This window comes from Streptomyces sp. NPDC051561 (assembly GCF_044454195.1).
Lineage (GTDB): Bacteria > Actinomycetota > Actinomycetes > Streptomycetales > Streptomycetaceae > Streptomyces.
The window spans coordinates 848,523-865,883 of record NZ_JBITDM010000001.1 but is presented as its reverse complement, the minus strand read 5'-3'; the positions used below and the strand labels follow the sequence as shown (position 1 = coordinate 865,883).

Sequence of the window (17,361 nt, the reverse complement as noted above, 5' to 3'; positions counted from 1 at the left end):
AGGCGAAACAGTTGGTACGAGGGTGAGGGGTGGGGCGTGTGGGGAGTGTCAGGCGACCTGCTCCACGGTGACCACCTCGGTGATGCCGCGCGCCGCGAGGTGTTCGGTGTCGGTGGCCCGCGAGGCGAGTACGGCGGTGGGGCGGGCACCCTCCGCGGTGAGCCGGAAGAACGCCTCGTAGAAGGCGCCGCCCGGGGCGCACACCGACCGGGCCGGGGTGGTCAGGCTGTCGCCGGCGTCCACCACGAGTGCGGTGGTACGGGGGGCGGGCGCGTAGGTACGGGTGCCGTCGGCGTGTTCGCGGGCGTACCGCTCCAGTACCCGCGCGGTGTCCTTGGGCCTGCGGTCGTTGGTGAGCAGTCCGAGGCCGTACTCCAGCTCGGGGAAGTCGGCCAGCGTGCGCGACACGTCGTGCGAGCACCACCAGGTGACGCCCCACAGGTCCGGGCAGTCCAGCGCGTTGCGCACGGTCGCCTCGGTGAACTCGGCGGCGTGTTGGGGCGGTACCAGCGGGGCGGGTGCGCCCACCTCCTGGAGCCAGACCGGGCGGTGCGGGTCGCGGGCCCACGCCTTCGACAGTTCGACCAGGTAGGCGGCGTGGTGCTCGCTGGGCACCGAGGCCCGGCCGTGCAGCTGGGCGGTGCCGTTGAAGACCCAGGAGTGCACCGCCGTCATCGCGCCGTGCCGGGCGGCGTGGTCGGGGGTGAACGGCATGTCGTCCTGGTACCAGGTGGCGTCGTACTCGGCGTGCAGATGTGCGCGGCCGGGGGCGCCCTCCTCGCAGGCGGCGAGCATCGTGGTCAGCCAGGCGTCGATCTGCTCGGGGGTGGCCCGGTCGGGGTCGGGGTGCGGGTCGGCGGAGAACTGGTTGACCTCGTTGCCGAGGGTCATGCCGATGAAGTTGGGCCGGTCGGACAGGGCCTGGGCGAGCGTCTTGAGGTACTCGGCCTGGCCGGAGACGACGTCCGGGTCGGTGAAGAGGTTGCGGCGGTGCCAGGTGCGGGTCCAGGCGGGGAGGAAGTCGAAGCTGGACAGGTGGCCCTGGAGGCCGTCGACGTTGACGTCGAGACCGAGTGCGGCCGCCGCGTCGGCCATGTCGAGCAGTTGCTCCACGGCCTTGGGCCGGATCAGGGAGCGGTTGGGCTGGAAGTACGGCCAGAGCGGGAAGACCCGTACGTGGTCCAGGCCGAGCGCGGCGATCGACTCCAGGTCGGCACGCACCGCGCTCGGGTCGTAGTCCAGCCAGTGGTGGAACCAGCCCTGGCTGGGGGTGTAGTTGACGCCGAAGCGGGGCCGGCGGGGGGTGCGGGGGGAGGGAGGGGCGGCCATGGAGAGGCTCCAGAGGTGGTACGGGGCGGAGGCGGGCGAGGCGGGTCGTGGGCCGGGCCGGGCCCGAACACAGGGGCCGGGGACCGGGCCCGGGGGGTCAGCCCTTGACCGCGCCCTCGCCGACGCCCTTGAAGAAGAAGCGCTGCAGACAGGCGAACATCACGATCAGCGGGGCGACGGCGATGATGGTGCCGGCCGCGACCACCCGCTGGTTGTTGGCGAAGGTGCCGTGCAGGAAGTTGAGTCCGACGGTGAGCGTGAAGTTCTCGGAGTCCGAGAGCACGATGAGCGGCCACAGGAAGTCGTCCCAGGCGCCCATGAAGGCGAAGATCGCGACGACCGCGAGGGTGCCCTTGACCGCGGGCAGCGCCACCTTGGTGAACCGCTGCCAGACGTTGGCGCCGTCGACGATGGCCGCTTCCTCGATCTCGTACGGGATCGCGCTGAAGGCGTTGCGCATCAGCAGCACGTTCATCGCACCGATGCAGCCGGGCAGCACCACCGAGACGAGGGTGTCGTTCAGGTCGAGGCTGCGCATGGTCGCGAACTGGGCGATCATGATCGCCTCCATCGGGACCAGCAGCGCCGCGACGAACACCAGCGAGGCCACCGCGCGCCCCTTGAAGCGCAGGCGGGCCAGTGCGTAGCCGGCCATGGCCGCGCCGGCGACGTTCGTCAGGACGTTGGTGACGGCCACCTTCAGGGAGTTCAGGATGTAGTCCCAGACCGGGATGATGTCCGCGACGCCCTTGTAGTTGTCCAGGGTGGGGTGCTGGGGCAGCAGTTGGGGCGGCGAGGTGAAGATGTCCTCGCCTGCGCCCTTGAGCGAGGTGGACAGCTGCCACAGGAACGGGCCGATCATGATCAGCAGGACCACGGTCAGCGCCAGATAGCGCATCACCAGCCGCCAGGTGGCGGTGCGCCGGCGGGGCTTGTGCGGCGGGGCCTTCCTGGACGCGGCGGGGGCGGCCGGGACTGCCGGGGAGGGGGTCGTGGTGGTCATCAGTCCTTGTCCTTCCGGTCGGCCCGCAGCACGAAGAGCATCAGGATCAGCGTCAGGACGAACAGCGTGATCGAGATCGCCGACGCGTATCCGGTACGTCCCTGGAGCCCGGTGCCGACCCGCTGGATCAGCATCACCAGCGTGGTGTCCTGCCCGCCGGGGCCACCGGTCGGACCGGCGATCATGAAGACCTCGGAGAAGACCTTGAAGGCGGACACCGAGGACAGCGCGCCCACCAGCACCATGGTCGGGCGGACCGCGGGCACCGTGATGGAGAAGAAGCGGCGGATCGGACCGGCCCCGTCCACCTCGGCGGCCTCGTGCAGCTCGCGCGGCACGTTGGTCAGCGCGGCCAAGTAAATGATCATGTAGTAGCCGAGGCCCTTCCAGACCGTCAGCAGCATCGAACTCAGCAGCAGCAGCCACTGGTTGGAGAGGAACGGCACCGGGTCGACGCCCAGCATCTGCAGGACCCCGTTGATGAAGCCCCGGTCGTCCAGCATCCACACCCACATCAGGGCGACGACCACGACGGAGGCCACCACGGGGGTGTAGAAGGCGGAGCGGAAGAAGGCGATGCCCGGCACGTGCTTCTGCACCAGCAGGGCGAGCAGCAGGGGCAGGAAGACCAGCAGCGGGACGACCACCACGACGTACAGCGCACTGTTGCGCAGCGCCACCCAGAACTGTTCGTCGTGGAAGAGCGCCTGGAAGTTGTCGAAGCCGACGAACTTGCCCTCGGTGAGGGTACGGGCGTCGGTGAAGGACTTCCAGACCGTCGCGAGGAACGGGTAGAGGTTGAACGCCAGGGTGATCAGCAGGCCAGGGGCCAGCAGCAGCCAGGGGCTGAGCGCCCGGTGGGTGCGGCGGGAGCCCCGCCCGCCGCCGGGCCCAAAGGCGCGGCGGCGGGCGGACGAGCCGCCCTTGGACCCGGAACCGGCGGACGGCGCGGTGGGAGCCGCCGGGTGCGCGCGGGCCGCCGGGGCCGTTTCGGAGGAGGTGCTCACGGGGGCTACCGTCCCGTCAGTTCTGTTCGAGGAGCTTGTTCATCTGCTCCACGGCACTGTCGAGAGAGGCCTTCGGGGACGCCTTGCCCTGGAAGCACTTGGCGATCTCGTTGCGCAGGATCGTCTTCATCTCGTCGCTGAACAGCACCGGCGTGTAGTTCACCGCCTCGGGGAGCATCTTCGCCGAGGCCACCCGGATCCTGCCCTCCGCGGTGCCGTCGTCCTTGGTCCAGTACTCCTTGTCCAGCGAGCCCTTGGTGGAGGGGAAGACCGCGACCTTGTGGGCGAAGGCCTCCTGGTTGCGCTGGTCGGTGAGGAAGTGGGCGAAGGCGACGGCGGTGGCCGCGTTCTCGCTCTGCGAGTTCACCGACAGACCCTGGAGGTACATGTTCTGCTTGCCGGTGTTGGTGGGGACGTCGGTGACGCCGAGGTTGTCGTACAGCGACGGGGCGCTCTTCTTGAAGTTGTCCAGGTCGTGTGCGCTGCCCGGGTTCATCGCTATTTCCTGCTGGAGGAACTTCGTGCCCGTGGAGTCGTCCTTCAGCGTCAGCGTCTGCTTGTGCAGACCGCCGTCGTCGTACAACTTCTTGTACTTGGTGAGGAGTTCGACGCCCTCGGCACTGTTGAGCGTGAACTTCTTTCCGTCCTTGTCCATCGGTTCGACGCCGTAACGCCCGAAGTCCTCGATGGTCGGCGGCTGTCCGAGAGTGGCCTTGCCCTGCTTCGCCAACTGCTCGGCGGTGGAAAAGAGTTCGTCGAATGTCTTCGGCGGCTTCTGCGGGTCCGCTCCGCCGTCCTTGAACATCTTCTTGTTGTAGAAGAGCGGCCCGCTGTTGAGATACCAGGGGAAGGAGTACGTGCCGTCCATGCCGGGCATCTCGAAACCCTTCCAAGCACCTTCCAGGTACTCGGACTTGAACTTCGAGGCGACCTTGTCCTTGTCCAGGTTCAGCAGCAGCCCCGCCTTGGCCAGCGGGTAGGCGAGGTCCGGCGAGAGGTTCACGACGTCGGGCAGCGAGCCGGCCGAGGCGTCGGCGCTCAGCTTGTCGGGGTATCCGTCGGCGGGCTGGTCCACCCACTTGACGCTGGTCCCCGGGTGCTGCTTCTCGAAGTCCTTGATGGCCCCTTCGAAGTAGTCCTTGAAGTTCGCCCGGAGATTCCAGGTCTGGAACTTGATACTGCCCTCGACCTTGCCGTCGGTGGACGAGCCCTGGCCCGACCCCCCGCCACCGCAGGCGGTGACAACGGAAAGACAGAGGACGGTGCCGAGACCAACAGCTGTCCGGATCGCGACGCTGCGACGAATGGACATGGGAACTTACTCCTTGCCTGGGTTCTTGCCTGGTGCGAAGAGCTCGGCAGCAGCCTGTAGTTCAATTCCCTTTACGTCAACGCTGGTTAAACAACTAAAAATCATAAAGCCGCAGGTCAGAGCAACTAAAAAGGACTAAATTCTCTAAAGTGGGGGCGCCCGGGCCCTGGCGGACCAGCTTAGGGAGAGGAATATGTGAGGCGTTACTGTGGCGCGTAGGAGCTACCCGAAGGGATTTCTGCGGACATGGGTGCGCCCGGGGCAATGGAGCCCTCACACATAGCGAACAGCCGTCGTCCCGCGTGGGACACCGGGGAACAGCGGCCGCCCCGCGTCCCGACCCTCAAGGAGGTCGCCCGCGAGGCGGGGGTGTCCACGAGCGCGGTGTCCTTCGCCCTGAACAACCGGCCCGGCGTCTCGGACGCGACCCGGCGCCGGGTGATCGCCGTCGCGGAACGGCTCGGCCGGCGCACCGGACCGGGCGGCGGCCCGGCACCGGCGGACGAACGCTCCCGGGCGATCGGCATGGTGCTGGCCCGCCCGGCGGGCAGCCTCGGCGTCGAGGCCTTCTTCCTCCAGGTGGTCTCCGGCATCCAGGCCGGACTGGCCCCGCACGACCACGCCCTCGTCTTCCAGATGGTCGACGACATCGAGGCCGAGTGCGACCTCTACCGGCGCTGGTGGGCCGAGGGCCGGGTGGACGGGGTGATCGTGGTCGACCCCCGGGTCAGCGACCCGCGCCCGGAGGTGCTGGCGACCCTCCGGATGCCCGCCGTGGTGGTCGGCGCGATGGAGGCCCCCGGCACCGCACGCCCGGGCAACGCCCCCCACCCGATGACCGTCTACGGCCGCCGCGCCCGCCTCTCCAACCTCTGGGCGGACGACGCCGGCGCGATGGAACTGATCATTCAGCACCTGTACGAGCTCGGACACCGCCGCATCGCGCACATGGCGGGCCCGCCGGGCCTCGCCCACACGGCCCGCCGGATCGCCGCCCTGCGCTCCACCGCCCGGCGCCTGGGCCTGGACCACACGGTCTCCGTGACCACCGACTTCAGCGACCACCAGGGTGTCAGGGCGGCCCGCAGACTCCTCTCGGGACCGATGCGCCCCACCGCCCTCATCTGCCACAACGAGGTCATGGCCGTGGCCGCGGCGGGCGTCGCCTCGGAACGCGGGCTGCGCATCCCGCAGGACGTGTCCGTGGTGTCCTGGGAGGACTCCGCGATCTGCCGTACCTTCCACCCCCGGATCACCGCGCTCTCCCGCGAACCGGGAGCGTTCGGCCACCGGGCGGCCACCGAGGTGCTGAGCCTGCTGGCCGGTTCCGAACCGCGTTGCCTCCAGGACCCGTTGCCCCAGCTGGAGCCCCGCGAGAGTTCGGCGCGGCCGGCGGAGGGCGACGCGACGGTGCCCGAGCAGCGGACGGCGTCGTAAAGCGGTCGTGAGGCGGGGGCGTTGAGCCCCGAGCCCCACCTTGAGCGCCTCCCCCTCCCCGGACTCCCTCCCCTCCCCGTCCCTCTTCCCCGCCCACGAGACGAGCGAGCGACACGCCATGACTCTTCCCCTTCCGCTTCCCCAGCACAGTCCCACCCCCGCCGGTGCCGCATCGGAGAGCGGCGGTCGCGCCCTCGTCGCCGCCATCGACATCGGTGGCACCAAGATCGCCGGTGCCCTCGTCGACTCCTCCGGCGCGCTGCTGGTCCGCGTCCAGCTGCCGACCCCCGCCACCGAGGGCGCCGAGGTGCTGATCGCGCAGGTGCACCGGGTGCTCGACGAGCTGCGGACCCATCCGGCCTGGTCCCGGGTGAAGGGGGTGGGCATCGGCTGCGCGGGCCCGGTGAACACCGCGGAGGGGACCGTCAGCCCGGTCAACATCCCCGGCTGGCGCGGCTTTCCGTTGGCCGAGCGGGTGCGCGGCACGGTCGCAGGGCTGCCGGTGCGCCTCATAGGTGACGGCCCCGCGGTGGCTGCCGCCGAGTTCTGGTGCGGCGCGGCCCGGGGCCGTACCAACGCCCTGTGCATGGTGGTCTCCACCGGCGTCGGCGGTGGGCTGGTCCTCGACGGCAAGCTCTACACCGGGCTGTCCGGCAACGCCGGTCACATCGGCCATATGAGTGTGGACGTGGAGGGCGAGGAGTGCCCCTGCGGCGCGCGGGGCTGCGTCGAGCGCCTGGCCAGCGGCCCGAGCATCGTGCGCTACGCGGTCGCCCACGGCTGGAGCCCGCCGGCCGGTACGCCCGCGACCGCCCAGGCGGTGGCCGAGGCCGCCCGCGACGGTGAGGCGGCGCCGCTGGCGGCGTTCGACCGTGCGGCGCGTGCGGTGGCCGCCTCGGTGGCCGGGACCGCCGCGCTGGTCGAGCTGGAGGTGGTGGTGATCGGCGGCGGGGTGGCGCGGGCCGGTGACCTGCTCTTCGACCGGGTACGCAGGGAGTTGGAGCGCTACGCCACGCTCTCCTTCACCCGTGGTGTACGGGTGGAACCCGCCGAGACGGGCACCGACGCGGGCCTGGTGGGTGCGGCGGCGGTCGCCTTCGCGGCGGAGGCCCCGGCGGGCTGAGGGCAGGAGCGGCAAGAGGGAGCTGGGGTGGTGCCGGAACGGGGACGCGTTCCGGCACCACCCCGTTTCCGGCGGGTCAGTCGGACAGCCTCTCACCTGTCACGTCCGAGAACAGGTGCAGTTCGTCCTGCCGTGGGACGACCCGGACCGTCTGGTCGCGCAGAGCGCCCTCGCGGCCGAACGTGCGGACGGTCAGGGGCACTTCGGTGCCGTCGTCGAGCGAGATGTCGCCGTAGGCGTACCCGTCCGAGCCCAGCTCCTCCACGGTGAAGAAGGTGACCGGCAGTCCCTTGTCGCTGTGCTTCGCATGGAAGTCGAGGTGTTCGGGCCGGATGCCCAGCGTGACGGTGGGGCCGCCCGCCGCCTCGCGGGCGGCCCGGCTGATCCTGAGGGTGGTGCCGCCGAACCGGATGCCGTCCTCGTGCAGCGGCAGCGAGATGAGGTTCATCGCGGGCGAGCCGATGAAGCCGGCCACGAACTTGTTGGCGGGCCGGTCGTACATGGTGCGCGGCGAGGCTGCCTGCTGGAGCAGGCCGTCCTTGAGTACGGCGACCCGGTCGCCCATCGTCATGGCCTCGACCTGGTCGTGCGTGACGTAGACCGTGGTGGTCTCCAGCCTCCGCTGGAGGCGGGCGATCTCGGCGCGGGTCTGCACCCGTAGCTTGGCGTCGAGGTTGGAGAGCGGCTCGTCCATCAGGAACACCTGCGGCTCGCGGACGATCGCCCGGCCCATGGCGACGCGCTGGCGCTGGCCGCCGGAGAGCGCCTTGGGCTTGCGCTCCAAGTACTCGGTGAGGTCGAGGATCTTCGCCGCCTCCGCCACCCGCCGGGCGATCTCCTCCTTGGGGACCTTGGCGATCCGCAGGGCGAAGCCCATGTTCTGAGAGACCGTCATATGCGGGTAGAGCGCGTAGTTCTGGAACACCATGGAGATGTCCCGCTCCTTGGGCGGCAGGTGGGTGACGTCGCGTCCGCCGATGCTGATGGTGCCGCTGCTGACGTCCTCCAGGCCGGCCAGCATGCGCAGTGTGGTGGACTTGCCGCAGCCGGAGGGGCCGACGAGGACGAGGAATTCACCGTCCTCGACATGCAGGTCGAGTGCGTCCACCGAGGGGCGTTCGGCTCCGGGGTAAATACAGCTCGCCCGGTCGAAAGTAATATCTGCCATGGGTGCGTCGTCCCTTTCACCGGCGGTACGTGCCGGACGATCCGAGTGAGGAGGGGATACGCCGAAACCTCGCCGGAAAAGGCGGAATTCGCACGCGAAAACAGCCTGCTCGGCGCCCGGTGAATTGTCAAAGTGCCCCGGGGAACGGTGAGATCGGGTGAGGTCGGGTGACGAAGGTCCCGGCGGCCGGGACTTTCGGTGCATTGACCCCCGGGCCGCCGCTCACAAGGGTGGAGGGAGTCGGACCGGTCGGCGATATTCCACCATCCAGGGCCCGGACTGCGGCCGAGCAGCACCCGTGCCACGACCCGAGGGGTTCCCCATGACCCGAATTACCGGACTGCCGCGACAGATTCGCCGGGACTTGAACTGGCAGCGCCAGGCATTGTGTGTGGAAGCCGATCCCGAAATATTCTTCCCGGTGGGCTCGAACGACACCTCCGAGGCCGATGAGCGCCGCGCGAAAGATGTCTGCGAAGTGTGCGAGGTACGGGCCCGGTGTTTCCAATGGGCGGTGAATCACCGTATCCCGGAGGGCATTTGGGGCGGCTTCACGGCAAGGGAACGCCGCGAACTGGCGGACCGCCTGAAGAACCGCCGCTGAGCGCCGCCCCGTAGGAGCCTGTGGTGTGGTGATTGCTGCCGCTTTGCCGCCCGGCGACGGCAGCGACTGACGTGACGCGGCGTTCCCACGGAGTTCCCACGGAGTTTTCCACGCACACGCCGAGCGGGCGGATCCGGTGGTGTCCGGGTCCGCCCGCTCGGGTGTCGGCGCGGTCGGCGGTCTCGCCCGCCGGCCGTCGCCCCTGTCGGACGACTGTCAGATGGTGGACGTGTCGATCACGAAGCGGTAGCGCACGTCGCTGGCCAGGACCCGCTCGTAAGCCTCGTTGATCTTGTCGGCGTCGATCAGTTCGATCTCCGCGCCCAGGTTGTGCTCGGCGCAGAAGTCCAGCATTTCCTGGGTCTCGCGGATGCCGCCGATCATGGAGCCGGCGAGGGTCTTGCCGCCGCCGATCACGGAGAACAGGTTGAGGGAGACCGGCTCCTCGGGGGCGCCGACGTTCACGAAGGCGCCCTCCGAGCGCAGCAGGCCCAGGTACCTGTCCAGGGGCAGCGGCGCGGAGACGGTCGAGAGGATCAGGTCGAAGGAGCCCGCGAGCTGCTCGAAGGTGGCGTCGTCGCTGGTCGCGTAGTAGTGCGCGGCGCCCAGCTTCAGGCCGTCGTCCTTCTTGCGCAGGGACTGCGAGAGGACGGTCACCTCGGCGCCCATGGCGTGCGCGATCTTGACGGCCATGTGGCCGAGACCGCCGAGGCCGACGACGGCGACCTTCTTGCCGGGGCCCGCCTGCCAGCGGTGCAGCGGCGAGTACGTGGTGATGCCCGCGCAGAGCAGCGGCGCGGCGACGTCCAGGGCGAGGCCGTCGGGGATGCGCAGGGTGAAGGCCTCGTCGACGACGACGTGCGTGGAGTAGCCGCCGTAGGTGGGCTCGCCGTTCTTGTCGAGGGCGTTGTACGTGCCGATGTTGCCCTTGACGCAGTACTGCTCCAGGCCCGCCTTGCAGTTCTCGCACTCGCGGCAGGAGTCCACCATGCAGCCGACGCCGACGCGGTCGCCGACGGTGAACCCGGTCACGGCGGAGCCGACCTCGGTGACGATGCCGGCGATCTCGTGGCCGGGAACCATCGGGAAGATGCCCTCGCCCCAGCCGTCGCGCGCCTGGTGGATGTCCGAGTGACAGATTCCGGCGTACTTGATGTCGATCAGTACGTCGGAGGGACCCACCGGGCGGCGCTCGATGGTGGTGCGCTCCAGGGGGGCCTTGGCGGACGGTGCCGCGTAGGCGGAGACGGTGGTGGTCGTGGGGGTCTGTGCGGTGGTCATGGCATCCACCGTGCCACCCATGGAGGCATCCACCCAGGTCACCACTCTGCCTACGTCCAGTGGTCCTACTACTGGCGGGGTCAGCCTCGGGTGCGTACGACCCTGGATACTTGCAGGCATGGACGACCGGTCAACGCCTCCCCCCAGCCCCGAGCCCCTCGACGGCCGCGCCGAGCTCAGCGAGTTCCTGCGCACCCGCAGGGCACGGTTGCAGCCGGAGGACGTCGGCCTGCCGAACTTCGGGCGCCACCGGCGGGTGCCCGGTCTGCGCCGTGAGGAGCTCGCCCAGCTCGCCGGGGTGTCCGTGGCGTACTACACCCGCCTCGAACAGGGCAACGGCCGCAATGTCTCCGGAGAGGTCCTCGACGCGATCGCCCGGGCCCTGCGCCTCACCGACGCCGAGCACTCCCACCTGACGCACCTGGCCAAGCCCAAGCAGCACAAGAAGAAGCGCCCCGCCCGCCCGCAGCACGCACGCCCGGCGCTGCACCACCTGATGGACGCCATGGAGGGCATTCCCGCCTATGTGGTCGGCCGCCGCTCCGACATCCTGGCCTGGAACCGGATGGCCGCGGCCCTCTTCGGCGACTGGGCCGCGCTGCCGCCCGAGGAGCGCAATTGGGCACGTATCTGCTTTCTGCACCCCGGTGCGCGCGAACTGTTCGTGGACTGGGACCAGAAGGCTTCGGACATGGTGAGCTTCCTGCGGATGGACGCCGGCTGCTTCCCCAACGACCCGCTGCTCTCCGCGCTGGTGGGTGAACTCTCCGTGAAGAGCGAGGAGTTCCGCACCCTGTGGGCCAGGCACGACGTACGGGAGAAGGGCCACGGCATCAAGCGTCTGCACCACCCGCTGGTCGGCGAGCTGACCCTGTCGTACGAGACGCTGCGCCTGCCCGACGACCACGACCAGTCCCTCGTGACCTACCACGCGGAGCCCGGCTCGGCCTCCGCCCAGGGGCTGCGCCTGCTCGCCAGCTGGGGAGCGGACGCGATCCGGGCGGGGTCGGCGGGATCGGCGGGACCGGCCGGGCCGACGGGCAAGTAGCGCCGTACTACGCGTACGGCTCGTACTTACGCGTACGGGATTACGCGTACGGGTCGAAGGGGATTCCGGAAGGTTTGGCCTTGGCGAGGTGGGCCGCGAAGTTGCCGTCCTTGAGACCGAAGACGGCACTGCCGAAGTCGGTACCGCTGAGCTTGTCGCGAAGGCCCGCAGGGTAGCCGTTCCAGCCGACGAGGGCGGGGAGCTGCCAGGTGCCCCGGTGATTCTCCGGGGGTTCGTCCTGGGCGCTCGCGGGGCGGAAGCAGTGCGTGCTCGCGCCGTCCTTGTGGTAGACGACCTTGGGGTGCGTCCCGTCCCAGCGGATGCGGTCGCGGGAGTGGATGTCGAAGTTGCCGTGCGCGGAGGTGGCGACGTAACGCGCCTCGTTGTTCTGCACCCAGACGACGATGTGCTCCCAGTCGTGGCGGTGACCGCCGAGTCCGCTGCCCGGCAGGGCCTGGTCCTTCTCGAAGTACAGGCCGTACATCACGGCGCACCAGCCGTTGTTGCACTTCTGGCGGGAGTAACTGTTGGTGTTGTCGAGGTCTGGCGCGTCACGGCACTGGCCGTTGAGGGCCCCGGAGGGCTTCAGGCCGCCGTTGACCGTCCCGTCAGGCCCGATGGCGGGGGTCGGATAGCAGCCGTCGGTGTCGTAGTCGAGGGCCGGCTGGTACGTGCGCTCCAGCGCGTCCGCCTGCGCGGGCAGGGCCTGCGGCGGTGCGGCGTGGGCGCCGGCGGACGCCGCGACGACCAGCGCGACGGCGCTGCCCAGCACGAGGGATGTTCTGCGGATCCGTGTCATCGTCGTCTTCACTGAGTCCCCTGGTCGTCGTCCGGTGGTGGTCCGGTGGTCGTCGTCCGGCATGGGCGGTCCTGCGTACACCTTGCCTTGACATGCCCATCCCAGGTTGAACGAACCTCCTGGCGCTCGCGGGCCTCCGCGCCCCTGCCGTCGCAGGGCCAAGTGTGGTGCGCACCGGCGGAGTTGTGGAGGAACGGTGGTCATGGAACGATGCGCGGACGCCGCGGGAGCACGGCGCAGGACGCACAGGACGACACGACGCACAGGACGAGGGGACGTACCGCCATGGACCAGGAGCGCACGCCCCCGGCGGCGGCCGTTTTCGACGCACTGGGGGCGGAGTACGAGCAAGCCTTCGGCGGGGCCCCCGCCCACCACCACTCGCTGCGGCTCCTGCTGGCGGAACTGGCGCCGGGCAGCCGGGTCCTCGATGTGGGGAGTGGTACGGGGCAGCCCACCGCGGCCACTCTGGCCGCCGCCGGGCACCAGGTGCTGGGGGTCGACGTCTCCCCCGTCATGGTCGGCCTCGCGCGCAAACAGGTGCCGGGGGCGGACTTCCGGCACGCGGACATCCGTGAAATGCCCCTGGAGGACGCTTCGTTCGACGCGGTCTGTGTCTACTTCTCGCTGCTCCAGATGTCACGCGCAGAACAGTCCGCACTGCTGCGCCGGCTCGCGCGCGCCCTGCGCCCCGGCGGGCACTGCGTGGTGGCGACGGTCCCGCTGGACGTCGAGGGCGTCCAGGGTGTCTTCATGGGCCAGGACGTACGGGTGACGAGCTTCGCCGCCGAGGACTTCACCGTCGTCGTACGGCAGGCGGGGCTGGCCGTGACCCACGCGGACAGCCTCCTGTTCACGCCCACGCACCCGGGCGCAGGCCCCGAGCCACACCTCTTCCTGCACTGCCGCCGCGAGGAACCGCGTCCGCAGGGCTGACCGGGCGGACACCCCGCCGGTCACCAGCACCCCGCCTGTCACGAGCGCCCCCCTGTCACGAGCGCATCGCGTAGACGATCAGGTTGTCCACCGGGTGGCCCTGGGCGTCGAAGGCGCCGTCGCAGGTGATCAGCCGCAGCACCCGGCCCTTGGTGGCGCCGTACACCCGCTCGGTGGGGAAGGCCTTCTTGCCGACCGTCTCGCGGCCGGTGACCTTGAAGTGGACCTCCGTTCCCCGGGCGTCGCGGACGGTGATGTCCGCCCCCTGCGCGATCTTCTTCAGATCGCGGAAGACCGCCCGCCCGAAGCGGGTCTCGTTGTGGCCGATCAGTACGGCGGGACCCGGGGCGCCCGGCACCGGGCCGCCGGTGTACCAACCGGTCGTCATGCCCTTGTCGGCGGGCGGGACCTCCACCGTGCCGTCGGCGTTGAGCCCGAGCCGCATGACGGCACTGTTCACGCCGATGGAGGGGATGGACAGGCTCACGGGTGCGGCGGGGGCGGTGTCGCTCGCACCCTTGGCGCCGCTGTCGCCCGAGGGGGGCGGTGACGCGGGGTCGGTCCGCGGTGCTGTGGCTCCGGCGGTCGCCGCCGGGCGGGGCTCGGACGCGGTGCCGGACGGGGCGGCGCAGCCTGTCAGGGCGATCAGCAAGAGGACGGCCGGGCCGGTGCGGACGCGGGCGGTGGCGCGTGGAACGGTGCTCCGTCGGGGCCCCGACGTACGCGAATCACGGGTGGTGGTGCGGGACATGGCGGCAGGCTCCTGGAACGGCCGCCGGCCGGCGGGAGGGCGCCCGCTGCGGGGCGCCCGGCCCTACCGGCCGGCGGATGCGGGGTGGGTCAGGCGTCGTGTCGGGCGGCGTTGCGGCGGCGGATCACCAAGGTCCCGGCGCCCGCGAGCAGGAGCGCCACGCCTGCGGCGCTGCCCACGACCGCGGTCGTCCGGTCGGCGGGCGCGGCCTCGGCCTCACCTGCGGCGACGCCGCCTCGCGGCGCGGTCACCCTCGGCTCGGCGGCGGGCGCGGGGGCGGCGGGTGCGGGCTCCTTCACCGCGGGCTTGTCGCCGGCCGCGACACCGCCGCGCGGCACCTTGGCCGCACCGTCGGGAGCCGGGGCCACCGTCGGCGGGGTGGCCGTCGGCCGCTCCGGGGCCGGGGCGGCGGACGGAGCCTGGCTGGGGGACGCGGAGGCCGGCTTCGGGGCGGTGTCGGCGAAGGCCGTGGTGGCCGGGAGGCAGATCGCTCCGGCCGTGACCGCGGCGAGTACCGCGTGGCGCAGGGGGTTCCTCAGGGACTTCAAGGACATCTGGGTGGGCTCCGTTCCTGTTCGGCCTCGGCGGCGGCGCGGGTACGGAGGCGTACCCGCGCCGCGAGGCGTGCCGACAGGCTGGCGCGAACTTGTGAGGAAGCTGTCAGGACGTCGTATTCATCGGATCAGGCCTGCCCCGGGCGGGGTTCGCCGCTCGGCGCGGGACCGGCCGCGCGACCTCGTCCGCGACCGGCTCCGGGTCAGCTCTCCGCCGGTCCGGACCCGGCCGTCACCGGGAGGCGGAGGGTGAACACCGAGCCCTCGCCGACCGTGCTCGTGGCGGACGCCGTACCGCCGTGGGCCTCGGTGAGTTTCCGTACGATCGCCAGCCCGAGCCCACTGCCTCCGGTGCGGCGGCTGCGCGACTTCTCGGCACGCCAGAACCGGTCGAAGACGTGGTCGAGGTCCTCCGGCGGGATACCGATGCCGGTGTCCGCGACCTGCACCAGCACGGCGTCCCCGGTCTCCGTTCCGCGCACGCTCAGGGTGACCCGGCCGCCCGCCGGGGTGTGGCGCACCGCGTTGGAGACCAGGTTGCCGACGGCCTGGCGCAGCCGCACCGGGTCGGCCCGCAGTACGCGGACGGGCCGCTCGGGCGAGGGGTCGCACACGGTCAGGGCGACGCCGGCCGTCTCCGCGTGCGCCTGGTGGGCGGCGGCGACCTGGGCGAGCAACTCCCCCGCCCTTACGGGTTCCAGGTGCAGTCGCAGTGCCCCGGCCTCGGCCTGGGCGAGGTCCTGGAGATCGTCGACGATGTGCTGGAGCTGTACGGCCTCCTCGTGCAGTGAGGCGATGAGCGCCGGGTCGGGCTCGGCCACCTTGTCCTGCACCGCTTCCAGCCAGCCCCTGATGTTGCTCAGCGGGGTGCGCAGTTCGTGAGCGACGTCACTGACCAGGGCTTTGCGCTGGACCTCCAGACGGGAGCGGTGTGCCGACATGTCGTTGAACGTGGCGGCGAGCCGGCCGATCTCGTTGTCCGCGCTCACCCGTACCGGAGTGGTGTCCGCACCGTCGCGCATCCGCTGGGCGGCGCTCGTCAGAGCCTGGAGGGGGCGGACCAGCCTGACCCCGATCAGTACCGAGGCACCGACCGTGAGGGCCAGGACGAGTGCGGCGGTACCCGCGATCTTGGCGGTGTTCGCGGGCGAGAGGTCGAAGCCAGGCACGGTGACGGCACCGGTGTCGTCACCCATGAACAGCAGCGCGGGTGACGCGACGTACAGACCGAGCTGCTCGCGCCGGGCGCTGCCGACGCAGGAGGCGATCGCCCGGTCGCCCTCCACGTCTGCCCTGACCTTCCTGGGCGCGTCCGCGAGCGGGGGCTGCGAGGGGCTGCCCCCCGGCACCGGAGCCGGCGCGGGCGCGGGCGGAGCGACGGTGGGCTGCCGCACCGCGGGTTCGGGGCCCTGCCCCCAGGAGAGGTCGAGGTTCAGCCGGACCGGTTCCCTCCCCTGGCGTTTGAGGCAGGCGTCGGCGAGTTGGTTGAGGGCGCCCAGCGCCTTACGCTCGGTGGGGGTGGGGGTGTTCAGCGCGTCGTACGAGCACTCCGTGCTCTGCAGTCGGTCGGGGTCGTTGCCGACCATCTGTATCCGGGGGCGTCCGCTCGGGCTCGCGACCACGTCCGAGGCGATTCCCGATACGCCGAGGCAGGTCACCACCCGGTCGGCGATCTTCCGCAGGTCGCCCAACTCCTTGGCCGGCAACCGGAACGGGCCCACCGCGCGCGGGTCGACCCGGTCCGCCGGGGCGCCCGTACCGCCGCCGCTCTCGGCCGCCAGCGCGGTGTCCACGGCCAGCGGGTCGACAACCGCAGATGGCTGGGCCGGCAGTGCGGCGGCCGCCGTCGGGGCGGCCGAGTCGGCGAGCGTCTCCCGGCTCCCGGTGGTGAGCGCGATCCGGCGGCCCGACTGCTCGGCCAGTTCACGTACGGTCGGCCCGACCCCGTCCCAGGTGCGGTGGGCCGCCGCGTAGCCGAGCAGCCGGTGGTAGATCCGGGCGTCGGCGGTCAGGTTCTGTCCCTGTTCCTGGCGGATGGCGCCCGAGGTGGTCTGGACGGCGAGCCAGGCGGTGGCGGCCACCGAGCACGCCGCGACCAGCGCGGACACCGCCAGCAGACGCCCCAGAACGCTCTTGCGCAGCGGCAGTCGCGTCTGCCGGCCGGACCGCTTGCGCGGACTCCTACCGGGTCGCACGGGGCGCCGCCTTCGCCGGATCGGTCAGCTTGTAGCCGACGCCGAAGACGGTGAGCAGCCGGATGGGTCTGCGTGGTGCCGGTTCTATCTTCTTACGCAGGTTCATCACGTGGACATCGACGGTGCGGTCGCTGATGTAGCGGTCGAAGCCGTGCAGTTCGGCGAGGAGTTGCTGGCGGGAGAAGACCCGGTCGGGCTCGGCGGCGAGGGCGCCGAGAACCCTGAACTCCCCCGGCGTGCACTCCACCGTCCGGCCGTCGACGGTCACCAGGTGCCTGACCGGGTCGACCGTGAGGCCGCCGACGCTCAGCAGTCCTTCGCTGCCGGGGGTTTCGGCGGGCGTGCGGCGGGCGCGGCGCAGCAACGTCCGTATACGGGCCATCAGTTCGCGCGGACTGTACGGCTTGGTGACGTAGTCGTCGGCGCCGAGGTCGAGGCCGAGCAGCAGATCGTCCTCGGTGGAGCGGGCCGTCAGCATCAGCACCGGCACCTCGCGCTGTTCGGCGCGCAGGATGCGCACCACGTCCAGGCCGTCGGCCCGCGGCATCATCACGTCGAGGACCAGCAGGTCGGGTTCTTTCTGGCGGACCGCTTCCAGGGCGGCGAGACCGTCGCTGACGGCGGTCACCGCGTGCCCTTCACGTTCCAGATAGCGGCGAAGCAGTTCGGCCTGCTTCTCGTCGTCCTCGGCGATGATCACATGGGCGCACACCCGCCGGATCGTACAAGAGCCCGCGCCCGGACCCCGCCTGACGGATGACTGTCCGAATATCGGACACCCACTTCATCGCATACGTGAGCACTCCATACTGTC

At 70.8% G+C, this 17,361-nt stretch carries 16 protein-coding genes; 5 read left to right on the top strand and 11 right to left on the bottom strand.

The window, feature by feature from the left end:
- Positions 1–48: 48 nt before the first annotated feature.
- The 4 genes from ACIA73_RS03985 to ACIA73_RS03970 all read right to left on the bottom strand — a co-directional run bounded on the left by ACIA73_RS03985 (position 49) and on the right by ACIA73_RS03970 (position 4,651).
- Entirely contained in the window at positions 49–1,329 is a 1,281-nt protein-coding gene (locus tag ACIA73_RS03985) for a glycosyl hydrolase (protein ID WP_399436651.1), read from the bottom strand.
- Positions 1,330–1,426: 97 nt separating this feature from the next.
- Positions 1,427–2,332 carry a carbohydrate ABC transporter permease gene (locus tag ACIA73_RS03980; protein ID WP_399436650.1) on the bottom strand — a complete coding sequence of 302 codons (906 nt, stop codon included), beginning with the start codon at positions 2,330–2,332 and terminating at the stop codon, positions 1,427–1,429.
- Positions 2,332–3,339, bottom strand: coding sequence for a carbohydrate ABC transporter permease (locus ACIA73_RS03975; RefSeq protein WP_399436649.1), 1,008 nt, complete (start codon positions 3,337–3,339; stop codon positions 2,332–2,334). The genes ACIA73_RS03980 and ACIA73_RS03975 overlap by 1 nt, the downstream gene beginning before the upstream one ends.
- Before the next feature lie 16 nt (positions 3,340–3,355).
- Positions 3,356–4,651, bottom strand: coding sequence for an ABC transporter substrate-binding protein (locus ACIA73_RS03970; RefSeq protein WP_399436648.1), 1,296 nt, complete (start codon positions 4,649–4,651; stop codon positions 3,356–3,358).
- 264 nt (positions 4,652–4,915) lie between these two features.
- On the opposite strand from ACIA73_RS03970, the gene ACIA73_RS03965 reads away from it, so the two are divergent.
- Entirely contained in the window at positions 4,916–6,088 is a 1,173-nt protein-coding gene (locus ACIA73_RS03965; protein WP_399436647.1) for a LacI family DNA-binding transcriptional regulator, read from the top strand.
- A 118-nt stretch (positions 6,089–6,206) separates the two neighbouring features.
- A complete protein-coding gene (locus ACIA73_RS03960; protein WP_399436646.1) occupies positions 6,207–7,211 on the top strand; it encodes an ROK family protein in 1,005 nt (334 codons plus the stop codon).
- 76 nt (positions 7,212–7,287) lie between these two features.
- Here the strand turns inward: ACIA73_RS03960 and ACIA73_RS03955 are convergent, their stop codons facing one another.
- Positions 7,288–8,379, bottom strand: coding sequence for an ABC transporter ATP-binding protein (locus ACIA73_RS03955; protein ID WP_399436645.1), 1,092 nt, complete (start codon positions 8,377–8,379; stop codon positions 7,288–7,290).
- A 322-nt stretch (positions 8,380–8,701) separates the two neighbouring features.
- On the opposite strand from ACIA73_RS03955, the gene ACIA73_RS03950 reads away from it, so the two are divergent.
- The gene (locus ACIA73_RS03950; RefSeq protein ID WP_399436644.1) at positions 8,702–8,983 is read left to right on the top strand and encodes a WhiB family transcriptional regulator; all 282 of its coding nucleotides are present in this window, start codon (positions 8,702–8,704) and stop codon (positions 8,981–8,983) included.
- A gap of 216 nt (positions 8,984–9,199) precedes the next feature.
- Here the strand turns inward: ACIA73_RS03950 and ACIA73_RS03945 are convergent, their stop codons facing one another.
- Positions 9,200–10,264, bottom strand: a complete 1,065-nt coding sequence (locus tag ACIA73_RS03945) for an NAD(P)-dependent alcohol dehydrogenase (RefSeq protein ID WP_399436643.1) — start codon at positions 10,262–10,264, stop codon at positions 9,200–9,202.
- A gap of 118 nt (positions 10,265–10,382) precedes the next feature.
- On the opposite strand from ACIA73_RS03945, the gene ACIA73_RS03940 reads away from it, so the two are divergent.
- Positions 10,383–11,312, top strand: coding sequence for a helix-turn-helix domain-containing protein (locus ACIA73_RS03940; protein WP_399436642.1), 930 nt, complete (start codon positions 10,383–10,385; stop codon positions 11,310–11,312).
- A gap of 40 nt (positions 11,313–11,352) precedes the next feature.
- Here ACIA73_RS03940 and ACIA73_RS03935 read toward each other — a convergent pair whose 3' ends face one another.
- The gene (locus ACIA73_RS03935; RefSeq protein WP_399436641.1) at positions 11,353–12,111 is read right to left on the bottom strand and encodes an NPP1 family protein; all 759 of its coding nucleotides are present in this window, start codon (positions 12,109–12,111) and stop codon (positions 11,353–11,355) included.
- A gap of 285 nt (positions 12,112–12,396) precedes the next feature.
- On the opposite strand from ACIA73_RS03935, the gene ACIA73_RS03930 reads away from it, so the two are divergent.
- Positions 12,397–13,047, top strand: a complete 651-nt coding sequence (locus ACIA73_RS03930; protein WP_399436640.1) for a class I SAM-dependent methyltransferase — start codon at positions 12,397–12,399, stop codon at positions 13,045–13,047.
- 55 nt (positions 13,048–13,102) lie between these two features.
- Here the strand turns inward: ACIA73_RS03930 and ACIA73_RS03925 are convergent, their stop codons facing one another.
- The 4 genes from ACIA73_RS03925 to ACIA73_RS03910 all read right to left on the bottom strand — a co-directional run bounded on the left by ACIA73_RS03925 (position 13,103) and on the right by ACIA73_RS03910 (position 17,259).
- Positions 13,103–13,798 (bottom strand): class F sortase, encoded by a 696-nt coding sequence (locus ACIA73_RS03925; RefSeq protein WP_399436639.1) that lies wholly within the window; start codon positions 13,796–13,798, stop codon positions 13,103–13,105.
- 89 nt (positions 13,799–13,887) lie between these two features.
- On the bottom strand, positions 13,888–14,352 hold the full coding sequence (locus ACIA73_RS03920; RefSeq protein WP_399436638.1) for a hypothetical protein: 465 nt from the start codon (positions 14,350–14,352) through the stop codon (positions 13,888–13,890).
- Between the two features lie 203 nt (positions 14,353–14,555).
- On the bottom strand, positions 14,556–16,547 hold the full coding sequence (locus tag ACIA73_RS03915) for a sensor histidine kinase (RefSeq protein WP_399436637.1): 1,992 nt from the start codon (positions 16,545–16,547) through the stop codon (positions 14,556–14,558).
- Positions 16,534–17,259, bottom strand: coding sequence for a response regulator transcription factor (locus ACIA73_RS03910; protein ID WP_399436636.1), 726 nt, complete (start codon positions 17,257–17,259; stop codon positions 16,534–16,536). The genes ACIA73_RS03915 and ACIA73_RS03910 overlap by 14 nt, the downstream gene beginning before the upstream one ends.
- Positions 17,260–17,361 lie beyond the last annotated feature (102 nt).

Bases quoted from the DNA above. Each gene is read 5' to 3' on its own strand.
- ACIA73_RS03985 (WP_399436651.1), bottom strand. From the start codon at position 1,329: ATGGCCGCCCCTCCCTCCCCCCGCACCCCCCGCCGGCCCCGCTTCGGC.
- ACIA73_RS03980 (WP_399436650.1), bottom strand. From the start codon at position 2,332: ATGACCACCACGACCCCCTCCCCGGCAGTCCCGGCCGCCCCCGCCGCG.
- ACIA73_RS03970 (WP_399436648.1), bottom strand. From the start codon at position 4,651: ATGTCCATTCGTCGCAGCGTCGCGATCCGGACAGCTGTTGGTCTCGGC.
- ACIA73_RS03965 (WP_399436647.1), top strand. From the start codon at position 4,916: ATGGAGCCCTCACACATAGCGAACAGCCGTCGTCCCGCGTGGGACACC.
- ACIA73_RS03960 (WP_399436646.1), top strand. From the start codon at position 6,207: ATGACTCTTCCCCTTCCGCTTCCCCAGCACAGTCCCACCCCCGCCGGT.
- ACIA73_RS03955 (WP_399436645.1), bottom strand. From the start codon at position 8,379: ATGGCAGATATTACTTTCGACCGGGCGAGCTGTATTTACCCCGGAGCC.
- ACIA73_RS03950 (WP_399436644.1), top strand. From the start codon at position 8,702: ATGACCCGAATTACCGGACTGCCGCGACAGATTCGCCGGGACTTGAAC.
- ACIA73_RS03945 (WP_399436643.1), bottom strand. From the start codon at position 10,264: ATGACCACCGCACAGACCCCCACGACCACCACCGTCTCCGCCTACGCG.
- ACIA73_RS03940 (WP_399436642.1), top strand. From the start codon at position 10,383: ATGGACGACCGGTCAACGCCTCCCCCCAGCCCCGAGCCCCTCGACGGC.
- ACIA73_RS03935 (WP_399436641.1), bottom strand. From the start codon at position 12,111: ATGACACGGATCCGCAGAACATCCCTCGTGCTGGGCAGCGCCGTCGCG.
- ACIA73_RS03930 (WP_399436640.1), top strand. From the start codon at position 12,397: ATGGACCAGGAGCGCACGCCCCCGGCGGCGGCCGTTTTCGACGCACTG.
- ACIA73_RS03925 (WP_399436639.1), bottom strand. From the start codon at position 13,798: ATGTCCCGCACCACCACCCGTGATTCGCGTACGTCGGGGCCCCGACGG.
- ACIA73_RS03920 (WP_399436638.1), bottom strand. From the start codon at position 14,352: ATGTCCTTGAAGTCCCTGAGGAACCCCCTGCGCCACGCGGTACTCGCC.